This window comes from Brevibacillus sp. FW306-2-1A-C05A (assembly GCF_058781555.1).
On record NZ_JBYSWV010000021.1, the window covers coordinates 29,243 to 44,233 of the forward strand.

The window sequence follows — 14,991 nt, forward strand, 5'->3', positions numbered from 1 at the left end:
ATTTTTGCACAAAAAAAACGGACAGGCTGGTATGCCTATCCGTACTCATTTTCTGCCGTCTAATCGGTTACGCTGGCGATCCTACATCAATCAGCGACTCGATCATCACTTTCTGGCTGTTTTTATCGACCCAGACTTGTGTCTCTTTCCATTTTTCCTGATACCAGGCAATTTGGGCTTCGACCTGATTGCGCGCGGTTCCGCCCAGCACGTTGCGGGCGTTCACGACGGTTTCCACTGCCAGCGCGTCGTACACATCTGCCCCGATGACTCCCGAGAAGCTTTGGAACTCCTCCAGCGTCAAATCCAGCAAATATTTTTGCTGCTCAATGCAGTACAGAACAGTTCTGCCGACGACCTCGTGAGCCTGGCGGAACGGCATGTTTTTGCGCACCAGGTAGTCCGCCAAATCGGTCGCATTGGAAAAATCGTTGGTGACAGCCTGGCGCATGCGCTCCGTCCGCACCTGCATCGTCTTAATCATCGGCGTCAGCAAAGCGAGAGCGCCGTGGATCGTCGCCACCGTATCGAACATGCCTTCCTTGTCTTCCTGCATGTCCTTGTTGTACGCGAGCGGCAAGCCTTTGAGCACTGTCAAAAGACCGAACAGGTTGCCGTAGACACGGCCCGTTTTTCCGCGCACCAGCTCGGCGACGTCCGGATTTTTCTTTTGCGGCATGATGCTGGAGCCTGTGCAGAACGCATCGTCCAGTTCTACAAAAGAAAACTCCTGGCTGCTCCAGATGACCAGTTCCTCACACAGACGGGACAAATGCGTCATCAGCAAGGAAGCGTCCGCCAAAAACTCCACGATGAAATCGCGATCGCTCACCGCGTCCATGCTGTTTTGATAAATGCCGTCGAATTGCAGCATCTCCGCGACAAACGTCCGGTCGATCGGGAAGGTCGTGCCCGCCAGCGCACCAGCGCCAAGCGGCAGCACATTCACCCGTTTCCACGTTTCTGTCATCCGCTCGATATCGCGCTGCAGCATGGAGACATACGCCATCAGGTGGTAGCCGAACAAAACCGGCTGCGCACGCTGCAGATGCGTATAGCCAGGCATAACCGTATCGAGATGCTGACTGGCCTGCTCAAGCAGCGCTTCCTGCAAATACATGGCCAACTGGATGATCTCCATCAGCTTTTCTCTCAAGTACAGGTGCATATCGAGTGCGACCTGGTCGTTGCGGCTCCGTCCGGTGTGAAGCTTGCCCCCCACCGGACCGATCTCTTCAATCAGCATTTTTTCGATATTCATATGAACATCTTCGTGAGCAACCAAAAACTCCGCTTGCCCGCGCTCGATTTTGTCTTTGACTTTTTTCAAGCCCGCGATGATTTGACGTACTTCCTCCATCGGCAGGATGCCGCACTTGCCCAGCATGGCAACATGAGCCAGGCTGCCGACGATGTCCTGCCGCCACATCTTCTGGTCAAAAGAGATAGAAGCTGTATATTCTTCTACGAGCTGATTCGTCGGCTTCGTGAAGCGTCCTCCCCACAGTTTCATTGCGTGATCGCATCCTTTTCATCCAAAATCTTGATCGCGGTGTTTTTGTTCTCATGCAGTACGCCTTCGTTCACTTCTGCGTACACTTTTGTTGGCAAGCCCCACAGCTTGATGAAGCCGAGCGCTGCTTTATGGTCGAACTGGTCGCCAGCGTTGTAAGTCGCCAGCTCATGGCTGTAGAGCGAAGATGCGGACTTGCGGCCCACTACGATTGCATGGCCTTTGTGCAGCTTCACGCGCACGACGCCAGTCACGTGTTTTTGCGTCTCTTCGATGAACGCCTGAATCGCGTTGCGAATTGGCGAGTACCACAGGCCTTCGTAGATCACCTGGGACATTTTTTGCTCGATGATCGGCTTGAACTGAGCTACCTCACGAGGCTGTGTCAAAAATTCCAGCTCGCGGTGCGCCAGAATCAGGGTTGTGGCAGCAGGCGTCTCGTACACTTCACGGGATTTGATCCCCACCAGGCGGTTTTCCACGTGGTCGATGCGGCCTACGCCGTGGTTTCCAGCGATTTTGTTCAGCTTCAAAATCAGCTCGGACAAAGGCAGCTCTTCGCCGTTCAGGGCAGTCGGCTTGCCTTGGACAAACGTGATTTCGATTTCTTCTGCTTCGTCCGGCGCATCTGCAATCGACTTCGTCAGATCGTACGCGCCTTCTGGCGGCGCTGCCCACGGATCTTCCAGAACGCCGCACTCGCAGCTTCTGCCCCACAGGTTTTGGTCAATGCTGTATGGGTTGTCCAGATCAATCGGGATCGGGATATTGTTCTTTTTCGCATACTCGATCTCTTCGTCGCGAGTCCAGCCCCATTCGCGAACAGGCGCTACGATTTTCAGGTTCGGATTGAGCGCTGTGAAGGACACGTCGAAGCGCACCTGGTCGTTTCCTTTTCCTGTGCAACCGTGCGCTACCGCTACCGCGCCTTCTTTTTCCGCGATCTCAACCAGCACGCGGGAAATCAGGTAACGCGACAAAGCCGATACGAGCGGGTATTTGCCTTCGTACATCGCGTTTGCTTTCAGGGCTGGCAGAACGAATTCTTCTGCAAAAGCTTCCTTGGCATCGACGACGATCGATTTGAGCGCGCCTACTTGCAACGCTTTTTTCTGGACGAAATCCAGGTCTTTCCCTTCGCCTACATCGAGCGCAACTGCGATTACGTCGAAATTGTAGGTGTCTTGCAACCATTTAATTGCTACCGATGTATCTAAACCGCCAGAATAGGCCAACACAATTTTATCTTTTGCCATCATTCTCTCTCCCCGTTTCGAAGTATCTCTCATGTGAGTAATTATACAAACGAGTTAATAAAAATACAACCACTTTTCTTGTTTATTCGCGATATTTTCGCAGACAAAATCAGGAAGCGCTTTCCTGAGGAAAGGACGGTATCCCTTCTGGCGCTTTTGCTTTTCCGAGTTGTCGTGTTGATTGCAAGGGGGCTGGTTTTGGCGTGTAGCAAGGCTTAGCTGATCTTGCAATACCGCTTCCGCGTCGTTGTTTGCCAGCCAAAATTCTGTTGATTCTCCGTCTGTATTGTCCTTTATGCAAGCCTTTTTCCCGGAAGGATCATAGTGGGTTTTCATTGATTGAACGCGCAATCCAGTACCTCGTCCCATGCATAGAAACGTTTTTATGCAAAAATTGAATGGCCGCTATCCAAATCTGGCCGTTGCTTTGCAAGCGTCCAAACAAAAAACAGTTACAAGAGGCAGCTAGCTGTTTGCCTCCTGTAACTGTTTTTTTGGATTTAATTCTTGTCCAATAATGCACTGCAGTTCCTCTCGCGGCAGTCTTTCCACTATCGCAACGAAATGGCTGGCCAGCTCCGGATCGAACTGCGTTCCTGCTCCTCTGCGTATTTCCTGAAGGGCTTCCTCGACCGGCAACCCTTTTCGATAAGGCCGATCTGCCACCATCGCATCGAACGAATCGGATATGGCCAAAATTCTCGCAATGAGCGGGATCTCATCCCCCATCAAACCATCAGGGTATCCTCTGCCGTCCATTCGTTCATGGTGTGATCGTATCGCAGGCAGAAGCTCATGAAACATACCTGCCTGCAAAATAATTTCGTATCCTATCACCGTATGCTGTTTAATCGTATCGTATTCCTCAGGTGTTAATTTTCCTTTTTTATTGAGAATCTCATCTGCGATGCCAATCTTGCCGATATCGTGCAGGATGCCTCCAACATACACTTCCTCCACTTTATCCGCAGGCAATCCGATTTCTTTGGCAATTTCTTTTCCCCAGTGAGCAACCCGTTGAGAATGTCCGCTGGTATAGTGATCGCGGGCGTCGATGGAGGCTGCCATGGCTGTAAGAAAATTGTGGTTAAAAGATTTGACCTCTTCAACCTTTTGTTGAAGCCTTTGAAGATTCTCGTAGTAATGATGAAAGACATGGCTAATTGTATAAAATGCAATCATCATCGGAATCAATGTCAGTGGTCCGTAAGTCTCTACCAGCCTGGCACCTACGCCTGCTAAAATCATAAGCAATAAATAAGTAGAGGTGAACCCCTTGGCCATCGCCTTGACTGTTTGGATCCAACTGTTTTGATAGAAGTAAGATATCCCCAATCCACATAACATAAGGTTTACAAACCAGTAAACTACTGCCAAAAATATATCCGATATGATGGGAGAGATTGTACCGAAACTGTTAATCCACTCATTCAAAGTAGCTACTACCCAAATCGTCATTAGTAGCTGCCCAATGTTAAAAGCTGCTTTTAAAGGATGAATCCTTCCCAGAAAAGCAATGATAATCGATTCAATTAACGCAGTCCATACCCCTACCCAAACACCGTATAACAAGATCCCCGAAAAAATGACAGCATTATTTACTGTCAAAATAGTGTTGGAAATTCGCACAGGCGAAAAACAGGAAAAGATAGTGAGGAGAGTATAGGTAAACAATACTCCCCAATGTTCTCTGGGCTCCCATTCCGATATTGAGCTGTAAAAAATACAGATTGCAGCTATAACAAAGCCAAACTGCACTACAATGCCCTTTATCAGATTAGAGAGATTAATTTTTTGTCGCATATCTTTTACCTTCATGAAGCTGTAATAGCGAGATAGGTTTATTCATCAAACGCTGAACTAGCAAAAAGGCTCCTAACATAATAAAGATATCCCCAATACTGATTACCCTTGGAATAATCAAGGGCATGTAAATTACGTCGGTTAAAAATGGCAAATTCGAACTTTCCGTCAAGACACTGTGCTTAAAATTCGTTCCGTTGATAACAGGCTCTAAATCATATGGTAACTTTTTTGCTTGCTCCAAATCTATAGGCATTTTTCCATTGTTTGTCCAAATAGCAATAGCATTTAGAAACCATCCGATCAAAAATATGCGCATGTCTTCGAACTCTCTGTTACATATCAGGAACGCTAATATAAATACATACGCGATCGAAACGAAAATGCCTCCCACTGTAGGAAAAAATGCAGCGCAAACTTGGAGAACAATCGTAATGACGAGCAACACAACTTTCTTAAACTTAGGAAATTCCTTTATTCTCCCCCCTCGTATTAAAGCAACAATAAAAGATAAACAAATTACATCCAAAAGCATGCCGCTTGCCTCCAAAGATTTAAGAAAAAACACCACTCAAGCAAGCGGTGTTTCCTCGAAAAATTTATTATCCGACATGGAAGTTTGCAGAAGTAGCAGCAACAATCGCTACCACCATCAAGATCGCTGCGAACCATTTTTTCATCTCGATTTCCCCTCCTTACGCGCATAGTGGAGAAAGCTGGCTTCGCTACTGGTTTTCAATCAGAGGCCAAGCGACCAGGTACAGCCTCTGCACCGTCTTTCCTTTCGCACTGGTTGCGAGAAGGGCGGATTCGCTACTGGCTCCATACAGACCAAGCGACCAGATACAGTCTGTACTTCTTTGCGACTTTCCTAGCTATATTTTACACATAAGTGACAAAATTCGGCAATCACAGTTTCATAGTCTATTGGATTTAATTCCGGTTAGTTCTATTTGACTAGAACCTTGTTCATACCAGCGCTGCCAGAATCGCCTTCTGGGCATGCAAGCGATTTTCAGCCTGATCGAAAATGACGGAGCTTGGTCCGTCGATGACGCCTGCGGTCACTTCCTCGCCGCGATGCGCCGGCAGGCAGTGCAGGAAAAGGTAGTTGCGGTCTGCCTGTGCCACCAGTTGCTCGTTTACCTGGTAATTCGCGAATGCTTTCAGGCGCACTTCGTTTTCCTCCTCGAAGCCCATGCTGGTCCAAACATCTGTGTAAACAGCGTCGGCCCCCGCGACTGCTTCTTTTGGATCATGCGTCACCATCATTTTTCCGCCGCTCTTTTTCGCGTACTCGACAGCTTTTGCCACGATGGCAGCATCCATCTCATAGCCGACAGGCGTCGCCACACGCACTTCCAGGCCGAGCAAAACGGCAGCGAGAACGAGCGAGTTGGCTACGTTGTTCCCGTCGCCCACGTAGGCGAGCTTGACGCCTTTGAGCTTGCCTTTGTGCTCCCAGATGGTCAGCATGTCAGCCAAAGCCTGACATGGATGGTACAGGTCGGTCAGGCCGTTGATGATCGGGATGGAGGCGTGCTCGGCCAGCTCTTCCACATAAGAGTGGGAGAACGTGCGGATCATGATCGCGTCCACGTAGCGGGACAACACCTTTGCCGTGTCGCTGATCGGCTCTCCGCGGCCCAGTTGCAGCTCTTTTCCGCTCATGAACATGCCAAGCCCGCCGAGCTGGTGCATCCCTACTTCGAAGGAGACGCGCGTGCGCGTCGACGCCTTGTCAAAAATCATTCCCAGCGTCTTGCCCTGCAAAGGCTGGAACGGCTGTCCCAGCTTTTGCAGTTGCTTGATGTGAGCGGCGAGATGGAGCAACTCCATCAGTTCGTCGCCGTTAAATTCGTCGACACGCAGAAAATCTTTTCCTTTATGCTTTTGCAGGGGCAAGTTTTGAAAGTGTTCCAATATCTTCACTGGCTGCATGAGAGCCACCTCTTTTCATCATAATGGACTTCACATATAACGAGAATGTATCCGTTGCACAGAACAGCGGGATTCCTTGCTGCACCATCCGGCTGCGCAAGGCAAACCCTCTTCTGCCCTGTTGATTTCCTTTTGTTGCGGTGACCAGCGCAAAGGCTGCCCGCTCTTTTTGCAGCAATTGGTTCCAGGCTGCTTCATCTTCCACGACATGCTTGACCGCAACGCCGGCTGCTGCCAACCAACTGGCCGTGCCCGCCGTCGCTGCGAGAGTAGCACCATCTGCCTGAAGCTGCCCGATCAGTTGGCCGATCTCTTCCTTCTTGTCCGCATCCGCCAGGGAGATCATGACAAGCTGACCGTTTTTCCAGTCGCCGTACAGGTTGTCTTTGAAGGCAAACGCTTTTCCGGCCGCTTCCTCAAACGTCCGTCCAAGTCCGAGCACTTCTCCGGTCGACTTCATTTCCGGTCCGAGTACCGGGTCGACGCCGTTCAGCTTGATGGTCGAGAAGACAGGAGCTTTGACGACTGCAAAAGGAATCTCAGGCAGCAGCCCGGTTCCGTACCCCATGTCCGCCAGCTTTTCCCCCAACTGGGCGCGCACAGCCAACTGGACCATCGGGATGCCCGTCACTTTGCTCGTGATCGGCACTGTCCGCGATGCGCGCGGGTTAACCTCCAGCACATAGACGGTATCGGTGTCGATGACAAACTGAATGTTGATTAGGCCGACCGCTTCCATTTCCCGTGCGATCGCTTCTGTGTAGCTGGCAATTTTGTGCTTGATCTCATCCGACAGCGCCGGAGCCGGGAACAGCGCCACGCTGTCGCCAGAGTGAATGCCCGCTTTCTCCACGTGCTGGAAAATGCCCGGGATAATGACAGACTGCCCGTCGCAGACCGCATCGACCTCTGCTTCCCGGCCCGGGACGTATTTGTCCACGAGAAGCGGGAAAAACGCTTCGCTCTGCGGGTGGTGGAGCCAGTCGTTGATCGTCGCTGTCAGCTCCTCGATGTTGTGTACGACTACCATGCCTTGCCCGCCGATGACGTAGGAAGGCCGCATCAGAACCGGGAAGCCGATTTCCTCCGCTATCGCTGTCGCATCTTCCAGGGACGATACGCCTTTGCCCGGGATATGCGGGATGTTCAGCTTGCGCAGCATCGCGTAAAACAGCTCGCGGTCCTCTGCCCGCTCAATCGCGGTCAGCGTCGTGCCCATGACCTTCAGTCCGGCCTGCTCCAGCTTTGCCGCCAGATTGATCGCCGTCTGTCCGCCAAACTGGACCATGACGCCCTCTACCTGTTCGCGCTCGGCGACATGCAGCACGTCTTCTACATGCAGCGGTTCAAAATAAAGGTGGTCGGCTGTTTCGTAGTCCGTACTCACCGTTTCCGGGTTGTTGTTCACCACGATGGCCGCGATTCCGCTTGCTTGCAGCGCTTTGGCGGCATGCACGGAGCAGTAGTCAAACTCGATTCCTTGCCCGATGCGGATTGGCCCGGAGCCGAGCACGAGCACTTTTCGCCCGGCCAGCGTCTCTACTTCGTCTACTCCTTGCCAATCCGAGTAGTAGTATGGAGTCTGCGCATCAAATTCGGCTGCGCACGTATCGACAATTTTGTAAGTTGGCGTGATGCCTGCTTGCTCGCGCTGTTTTTTGATGGCAAGCGGAGTGGTTCCCACCAGCGAAGCAATCGTTTCATCCGCAAAGCCGCTGCGCTTTGCGGCAAGCAGCAGCTCTCTGGATAGCGTGCTGCTGTCGTGTGCGGACAGCTCCGCTTCCAGATCGACGATTTTGCGCAAGCTGCGCAGGAAAAACGGATCGACGCCTGTCAGGCTGTGCAGCTCTGCTTCTGTGAAGCCTTTGCGGATCGCTTCGGCAAAAACGAACAGGCGGATGTCGGTAGCGTCCTGCAACGACTGCGCAAGCTGCTCGCGCGTCCAGGAAGCAAGCTCCGGACGGGACAGGTGCGTGCAGCCCTGCTCCAGTGAGCGAACGGCTTTCAACAGTCCCGCTTCCAGATTGCGGGCAATCGACATGACTTCGCCTGTCGCCTTCATTTGCGTGCCCAGCCTGCGATCGGCATGTGGGAATTTGTCAAACGGGAAGCGTGGAATTTTCACCACGATATAGTCCAGAGCCGGCTCAAAGCTGGCGTAGGTGTAGCCTGTAATCGGGTTGATGACCTCGTCCAGCCCGTAGCCCAATGCCAGCTTGGCCGCAATCCGCGCGATCGGATAGCCGGTCGCCTTGGAAGCCAACGCGCTGGAGCGGCTCACCCGCGGATTGACTTCGATCAGCACGTAGCGATCTGAGTGCGGATCGAGCGCAAACTGAATGTTGCAGCCGCCGACGACACCGAGCGAGCGAATCACTTTTGTCGAGGCGCTGCGCAGCATTTGATACTGGCGGTCTGTCAGCGTCTGCGACGGCGCGACGACGATGCTGTCTCCCGTGTGAATGCCTACAGGATCGAGATTTTCCATATTGCAGACGATGATGCAGGTGTCGTTCGCATCCCGCATGACTTCGTATTCGATCTCTTTCCAGCCTTTTACGCTGCGCTCGATCAGGACTTGCCCGATGGGGCTGGCCGCAATTCCGCCTGCCGCGACCTTGCGCAAGGCTGCCTCGTCTTCAGCGATACCGCCGCCTGCGCCGCCCAGCGTGTAAGCAGGACGGACGATGACGGGATAGCCGATGGTGTTGGCGAACTGGATAGCCGCCTCGACTGATTCCACGGTATCGCTCTCGGGAACAGGCTCGCCGATTTGCTGCATCAACTGCTTGAACAGCTCACGGTCTTCCCCGTTTTGAATGGCAGCAAGCGGCGTGCCCAGCAGTTGAACGTTGTACGCTTCCAGCACGCCTGCCTCTGCCAGAGCAACCGCAAGATTCAGCCCCGTCTGCCCGCCAAGCGTGGGCAAAAGTCCGTCGGGACGCTCTTTGGCGATAATCGCCGTCACGGATTCGACCGTGAGCGGCTCCAGATAAACTTTGTCTGCAACCTGCTCATCTGTCATGATCGTCGCCGGGTTATTGTTCACCAGTACGACCTGCACGCCCGCTTCCTTCAGCGAAAGGCAAGCCTGCGCTCCGGCGTAGTCAAATTCTGCCGCCTGGCCGATGACGATCGGGCCGGAGCCGATCACCAGAACTTTATGAATGTGTGGCAATTTAGGCATATCTCTTCGCTCCTACTACACGCATCGATTGCAAGAATTGGTGGAATATATGGGAAGTATCGCTCGGTCCGGGATGTGCCTCCGGGTGGTACTGCACGCTGAAAACGGGCAGGCTCACATGGCGCAGCCCTTCGACAGAGCCGTCGTTTACATTGCGGTACGAGACGGCGAGCTGCCGTTTGTCCAAAGACTCTTCCTTGACGACGTACCCGTGGTTTTGCGAGGTCATGTACACCTTGCCTGTCACCAGGTCTTTCACCGGGTGATTGCTGCCGCGGTGACCGTACGCCAGCTTTTCTGTTTTGCCGCCGTACATCAGCGCCAGCACCTGATGTCCCAGACAGATGCCCAAAGTCGGGTACTGCTCAACCGCTTTTCGCCATTCGCTGCAATACGCCAGCAGGTGCTCCGGGTCGCCAGGGCCGTTGGAAAACAGCAGGCCGTCCGGTGCGAGCGCGTTAATTTGCGCAAAAGAAGTGTCGAACGGCACGACGGTCACACGGCAGCCCAGCTCCAAAAGTGCATCCAGAATCGATTTTTTCATCCCGAGGTCGACCAGGACGACATGCTCCCCGGCTCCCGGGTAACGCTCGATCTGTTGGGTGGATACATTCGCTACCAGCGATTTTTTCGCGTGCTTGTAGCGCAGTGACGCAACCTCCGCCGCCTGCATAGGCTGATCGGAAATCACCCCGAAAACCGGACCATTTTGGCGAACTCGCTTCGTAATGGTTCGGGTGTCGATTCCGGCCAAAATCGGGAAGCCAAAGTCTTCCGCCGCCTGGGCCAATGTTTTCGTCGATTCGTAGTGACTCGGCTCTGTGCACAGCTCGCTGACGATCATCCCCGTCAGAGCCGGCTTTGCCGCCTCGTAGTCGTTTTCGTTGATTCCGTAGTTCCCGATCAACGGATAAGTAAAAGTCACGATCTGACCTGCAAAGGAAGGGTCTGTCATTACTTCCTGATAGCCGGTCATGCCTGTATGAAAAACCACTTCGCCGAAACCGTTAATAGGCGCTCCGTAAAGCTGCCCTGCAAATACCTCCCCGCTCTCCAGCGTGAGGTAGCCCGTTCCCAGCGATTGCTTATCTCTATCCATCTATGAAGCCACTCCTCTCCAATAGGCAAGAGCCAACGCCATTTGGCGCATCTGTTTAGGTGAATAAGTCATTCACGTTCATGCCGTTCATACCGAGAATTTATGCAACTCTTTGTATTAATATACATTCAACATTATAAAAATGCAACGAGTTTTTTGACTTTCCGCACTCGTTGCATTTTCACAAATCATGGAATATTTGCCGTTACGCCTGGGCCAACGCTTCGCCGAACACGGCCATTGCCTGCTTTACTTCTTCATCCGTCGTGACGAAGGATGGCAGCAGGCGCACTACTTGCGGACCAGCCGTGAGCAGAATCACGCCTTTTTCCCGTGCATAAGCAACCACGTCGCCTGCCGGAATCGTCAGCTCCACGCCCAGAAGAAGTCCTTTGCCCCGAACCGCGACGACCTTGTCGGGATGCTCAGCATGCAGCTTTTCCAGCTCCTGCATCAGCACGTCGTGAATATGGGCGACCTGCTGCAAAATCTGCTCCTCTTCCATTGTCGCCAAGGTAGCGATTCCCGCGGTCGCTGCCAAAGGATTGCCGCCAAACGTCGTTCCGTGCGTCCCTGGCGCAAAGGCTGCGGCCACTTCCTTCGTGGCGACTACAGCGCCAATCGGGAACCCGCTGCCCAATCCTTTTGCCAGCGAGATCGCGTCCGGCTTCACCCCGTATTGCTGAAAAGCGAACCACGTGCCGGTGCGGCCAATCCCTGTCTGAATTTCGTCCACCAAAAGCAGCAAGCCGTGCTCGTCGCACAAGTCGCGCAGCGCTTTGACCCACGCTTCCTCTGCCGGATGCACGCCGCCCTCGCCCTGAACCAGCTCCAGCATGATCGCGCACGTCTTGTCTGTAATCGCCGACTTGACCGCTGCGAGATCGTTGTACGGCACGGTGACAAAGCCCGGCGGCAACGGCGCGAAGCCATCCTTGACCTTTTCCTGCCCGGTCGCCGTCAATGTCGCCAGCGTCCGTCCGTGAAAAGACTGCTCGAACGTGATGACTTCGAAGCGGTCCTCTCCTTTCACCTTTTGCGCGTAGCGTCGGGCCAGCTTAATCAGGCCCTCATTGGCTTCCGCCCCGCTGTTGCAAAAAAACGCCTGATCGAGCCCGGACAAGCGGCTCAGCTTTTCCGCCAAAATCTCCTGCTGCGGAATGTGCACCAGGTTGGAGCAGTGCCACAGCGTATCGAGCTGTTCGTGCAGCTTGGCTGTCACTTTTGGCGGGACATGCCCCAAAGACGTCACCGCAATCCCTGAAGTAAAATCGAGATACTGTTTCCCCTGGTCGTCCCACACCTGATTTCCTTGGCCTTTTACCAGACTGATCGGCCATCTCGCATAGTTATTCATCACATGCATAGGCGCTGTCACTATACTCATGTCCATTCCCTCCTTAGTTCGCGTGATTCACGTTCATTCTGACGGTCGTTCCGACTGCTTCCCCTGTGCATACGCCGAGCAGATCCTCGGCCGTCCCCCGGCAAATGACCACCTGGTCCACTCCCTGGCCGAGCGCGTCCAGCGCGGCCTGAACCTTCGGAATCATTCCGCCCGTAATGATCTCGGACTGGATCATGTCCTGAATCTCCTCTGCGCTCGTTTGCGCAACGACTGCCTTCGTGCCGTCTGCTTGCGGGCGCAGAATGCCGGGAACGTCCGTGACCATGATGAGCTTTTCCGCCGCGAGCGCCGCTGCAATCGCTCCTGCGGCCACATCGGCATTGATGTTGTACGTATTCGCCCCATCCTCGCTTACGGAAAGCGGCGCGATCACCGGGACGTAGCCTTGCGCCAGAATCGCTTGCGGTATCGCCGTATTTGCTTTCGTAATTTCCCCTACCCAGCCAAGCGGCTTCGCCGTTTTCTGCGCGATCAGCGTCTGACCGTCAATTCCGCTCACGCCCCATGCCTTGGCGCCTGCCTGCGTCAGCCGTCTCACCAGCACCTTGTTGATGCTGCCGCACAAAACCATTTCCACGACGCGCAGCGTATCCTCGCAAGTCACGCGCAGCCCGTCGACAAACTGCGGAGTAATCTGAACGCGGTCGAGCATGCCGTTAATCGCCGGTCCGCCTCCGTGCACGATGACGATCTGCCTGCCTTCCTGCTGCAGCTTCGCGATCGCCTGAAAAAAAGAATCCGGCAACTGATCCATCGTGCTTCCGCCGCACTTGATGACTACTATCCCCTGCATCGCTTCTCCTCCTCTACGGATATACCGGAACGAGCGGCAGCCCCGTTTTCTCGGGCAGTCCGTACATGACGTTCATGTTTTGCACAGCTTGGCCTGCTGCGCCCTTCATCATGTTGTCGATCACCGACAGCAAAACAACGCGGCCAGTGCGCTGATCCACATGAATCGCAATGTCGCAGTAATTCGAACCGTAAACCTCTTTTGTATGCGGATGGCTTCCGGCTGGGCGCACACGGACAAACGGCTTGTCGGCATAAGTCGCTTCATACAGCTCCTGAATTTGCGCCTGCGTCACCTCTGCGGACAACTGTCCGTAAGCAGTGACCAAAATCCCGCGCGTCATCGGCACCAGATGCGGCGTAAACTGGACGACCGTCTCCACGCCGCTCTGCTTTTGCAACTCCTGCTCAATCTCTGGCGTATGCTGATGGCTTCCCACCTTGTATGCGTGAATGCTTTCATTGATTTCGCTGTAATGCACGCCAAGCGATACGCCGCGTCCCGCTCCGGACACGCCCGACTTGGCGTCGACGATCCAACTGTTCGGTTGCACCCATCCGCTTTTCAGCAAAGGGATCAAGGCAAGCAAGGTCGCTGTCGGATAGCAGCCCGGATTGGCAATGAGGCTGGCGCCTGCCACCTGCTCCTGATTCCATTCCGTCAGGCCGTAAACCGCCTGTTCGACAAAGTTGGCGGGCGCAGGCTCTTTTTTGTACCACGCCTTGTACACCTCGCCTTTTTCCAGGCGAAAATCGCCGGATAGATCAATGACCTTCACGCCGTTTGCTACCAGTTGCGGAGACAACCCGGCACTTACGCCAGCAGGCGTCGCGAGAAAAATCAGATCATTTGCGGCGCTCATGCTGTCAGCGTCAATCGGCAAAAGCTTTGGCAGTCCCAGTCCCGCTACGTGAGGAAAGGTTTTCTCCAGCCCCTCTCCATCTGCTGAACTTGAATAAACATTCGCTATTTCAACCTGAGGGTGGCCAGCCAGCAGACGGATCAACTCCGCACCGCCGTACCCGGTTGCCCCAACGATTCCGACCCGAACCATGCACCTCTCCCCTTCTTCCCATCATTCGTTTGTATTTTTATACATGAATAATAATAAAAATTCAAACGGAATACAACTAGCAAATCTGTTTCTGCTTCATTTGGCAAAGCGGGAAGTCGCTAGCAAGGGGCCCTTTTATACAAAAAAACGCCGGGTTCCATACCCGAGCGTCTTTTGTCCAACTCACCTTTATTTTTTGTCGGCCAGCCAAGCAGCGATGTTTTCCGCGTCTGTCCCTTTTACCAGGCCAGGCGGCATCGAACCTTTTCCGTTATTCAGCACTTCCAAAATCTGCTCCTTGCTCAGTTGGCTGCCAATTTTTTGCAAATTCGGCCCGACAGCACCTTCCAGCGATTGTCCATGACAGCCTGCACAGGTGTTTTTAAACAACGCCTCTGCCGTAGCCGCGTCATAGCTACCAGATGGAGCGGTTGTCGAAGGTGTCTCCGTAGCCGGCTTTTCAGCAGGGGGCTGCGTCTGCTGATTGCCGCCGCCACAGGCACTGAGCGAGAATGCGAGTACAGCCGCAACCGTAAACAGTGGGATGCGTTTCAAAGCGGTTCCCTCCTTGTTGTAGAAATTCTTCGCTCAGTATGCCTCCGCAGCAGGCTATTCATTCCTGTGGCCCTGCGAATTTTAGGTCAAGGGCAGCTCAAGCGGATTCCACTCCCGCAGTTCCAGTGTCCGTGCGCCTTCCACCACAACCGGATCGCCTTCCGCCAGCTTGCGCGCTTCCTCCAGGGACGCGGCCTTGTAGATGACCATGCCTCCCTGCTTGTCCGTGAACGGCCCTGCCATAAACACTTTATCTTGCTTGTACAAATCGTTGATATACTCTAAATGAGCCGGTCTGATTTTCGCGTTCAATTCCTGATCGACAATCGGCAACAAAGCGACATACAACATGTGTGCGTCCTCTCCTTATTTTGCGTATTTG

The 14,991-nt window shown here is 53.5% G+C and carries 13 protein-coding genes; all 13 read right to left on the reverse strand.

The genetic code is table 11. The features are described 5' to 3' along the window. Positions 1 to 67: 67 nt before the first annotated feature. The 13 genes from argH to AC3WJN_RS14225 all read right to left on the reverse strand — a co-directional run bounded on the left by argH (position 68) and on the right by AC3WJN_RS14225 (position 14,960). Complete coding sequence (argH, locus tag AC3WJN_RS14165; protein WP_005829884.1) at positions 68 to 1,513, reverse strand: argininosuccinate lyase; 1,446 nt, start codon at positions 1,511 to 1,513, stop codon at positions 68 to 70. After that, a complete protein-coding gene (locus AC3WJN_RS14170; protein ID WP_005829883.1) occupies positions 1,510 to 2,769 on the reverse strand; it encodes an argininosuccinate synthase in 1,260 nt (419 codons plus the stop codon). The genes argH and AC3WJN_RS14170 overlap by 4 nt, the downstream gene beginning before the upstream one ends. Before the next feature lie 54 nt (positions 2,770 to 2,823). Beyond that, positions 2,824 to 3,120 (reverse strand): hypothetical protein, encoded by a 297-nt coding sequence (locus tag AC3WJN_RS14175; protein ID WP_141333637.1) that lies wholly within the window; start codon positions 3,118 to 3,120, stop codon positions 2,824 to 2,826. A 114-nt stretch (positions 3,121 to 3,234) separates the two neighbouring features. Next, positions 3,235 to 4,572: an HD-GYP domain-containing protein gene (locus AC3WJN_RS14180; RefSeq protein WP_007777973.1), complete on the reverse strand. Its 1,338-nt coding sequence runs from the start codon at positions 4,570 to 4,572 to the stop codon at positions 3,235 to 3,237. Continuing rightward, a complete protein-coding gene (locus tag AC3WJN_RS14185) occupies positions 4,556 to 5,107 on the reverse strand; it encodes a DUF5317 domain-containing protein (RefSeq protein WP_007777975.1) in 552 nt (183 codons plus the stop codon). The genes AC3WJN_RS14180 and AC3WJN_RS14185 overlap by 17 nt, the downstream gene beginning before the upstream one ends. A gap of 434 nt (positions 5,108 to 5,541) precedes the next feature. After that, positions 5,542 to 6,513, reverse strand: coding sequence for an ornithine carbamoyltransferase (gene argF / locus AC3WJN_RS14190; protein ID WP_005829874.1), 972 nt, complete (start codon positions 6,511 to 6,513; stop codon positions 5,542 to 5,544). Next, positions 6,458 to 9,700 (reverse strand): carbamoyl-phosphate synthase (glutamine-hydrolyzing) large subunit, encoded by a 3,243-nt coding sequence (gene carB, locus AC3WJN_RS14195; protein WP_007777977.1) that lies wholly within the window; start codon positions 9,698 to 9,700, stop codon positions 6,458 to 6,460. The genes argF and carB overlap by 56 nt, the downstream gene beginning before the upstream one ends. Further along, complete coding sequence (locus AC3WJN_RS14200) at positions 9,693 to 10,799, reverse strand: carbamoyl phosphate synthase small subunit (protein ID WP_005829871.1); 1,107 nt, start codon at positions 10,797 to 10,799, stop codon at positions 9,693 to 9,695. The genes carB and AC3WJN_RS14200 overlap by 8 nt, the downstream gene beginning before the upstream one ends. Before the next feature lie 205 nt (positions 10,800 to 11,004). After that, positions 11,005 to 12,186 (reverse strand): aspartate aminotransferase family protein, encoded by a 1,182-nt coding sequence (locus AC3WJN_RS14205; RefSeq protein WP_327953451.1) that lies wholly within the window; start codon positions 12,184 to 12,186, stop codon positions 11,005 to 11,007. Positions 12,187 to 12,199: 13 nt separating this feature from the next. Next, complete coding sequence (argB, locus tag AC3WJN_RS14210; RefSeq protein ID WP_005829867.1) at positions 12,200 to 13,000, reverse strand: acetylglutamate kinase; 801 nt, start codon at positions 12,998 to 13,000, stop codon at positions 12,200 to 12,202. 13 nt (positions 13,001 to 13,013) lie between these two features. Next, on the reverse strand, positions 13,014 to 14,054 hold the full coding sequence (gene argC / locus AC3WJN_RS14215) for an N-acetyl-gamma-glutamyl-phosphate reductase (RefSeq protein ID WP_007777988.1): 1,041 nt from the start codon (positions 14,052 to 14,054) through the stop codon (positions 13,014 to 13,016). A 189-nt stretch (positions 14,055 to 14,243) separates the two neighbouring features. Further along, a complete protein-coding gene (gene cccB, locus AC3WJN_RS14220) occupies positions 14,244 to 14,609 on the reverse strand; it encodes a cytochrome c551 (RefSeq protein WP_005829862.1) in 366 nt (121 codons plus the stop codon). An 81-nt stretch (positions 14,610 to 14,690) separates the two neighbouring features. After that, on the reverse strand, positions 14,691 to 14,960 hold the full coding sequence (locus AC3WJN_RS14225) for a YciI family protein (protein WP_005829860.1): 270 nt from the start codon (positions 14,958 to 14,960) through the stop codon (positions 14,691 to 14,693). Positions 14,961 to 14,991 lie beyond the last annotated feature (31 nt).

Bases quoted from the DNA above. Each gene is read 5' to 3' on its own strand.
- argH (WP_005829884.1), bottom strand. From the start codon at position 1,513: ATGAAACTGTGGGGAGGACGCTTCACGAAGCCGACGAATCAGCTCGTA.
- AC3WJN_RS14170 (WP_005829883.1), bottom strand. From the start codon at position 2,769: ATGGCAAAAGATAAAATTGTGTTGGCCTATTCTGGCGGTTTAGATACA.
- AC3WJN_RS14180 (WP_007777973.1), bottom strand. From the start codon at position 4,572: ATGCGACAAAAAATTAATCTCTCTAATCTGATAAAGGGCATTGTAGTG.
- AC3WJN_RS14185 (WP_007777975.1), bottom strand. From the start codon at position 5,107: ATGCTTTTGGATGTAATTTGTTTATCTTTTATTGTTGCTTTAATACGA.
- argF (WP_005829874.1), bottom strand. From the start codon at position 6,513: ATGCAGCCAGTGAAGATATTGGAACACTTTCAAAACTTGCCCCTGCAA.
- carB (WP_007777977.1), bottom strand. From the start codon at position 9,700: ATGCCTAAATTGCCACACATTCATAAAGTTCTGGTGATCGGCTCCGGC.
- AC3WJN_RS14200 (WP_005829871.1), bottom strand. From the start codon at position 10,799: ATGGATAGAGATAAGCAATCGCTGGGAACGGGCTACCTCACGCTGGAG.
- AC3WJN_RS14205 (WP_327953451.1), bottom strand. From the start codon at position 12,186: ATGAGTATAGTGACAGCGCCTATGCATGTGATGAATAACTATGCGAGA.
- argB (WP_005829867.1), bottom strand. From the start codon at position 13,000: ATGCAGGGGATAGTAGTCATCAAGTGCGGCGGAAGCACGATGGATCAG.
- argC (WP_007777988.1), bottom strand. From the start codon at position 14,054: ATGGTTCGGGTCGGAATCGTTGGGGCAACCGGGTACGGCGGTGCGGAG.
- AC3WJN_RS14225 (WP_005829860.1), bottom strand. From the start codon at position 14,960: ATGTTGTATGTCGCTTTGTTGCCGATTGTCGATCAGGAATTGAACGCG.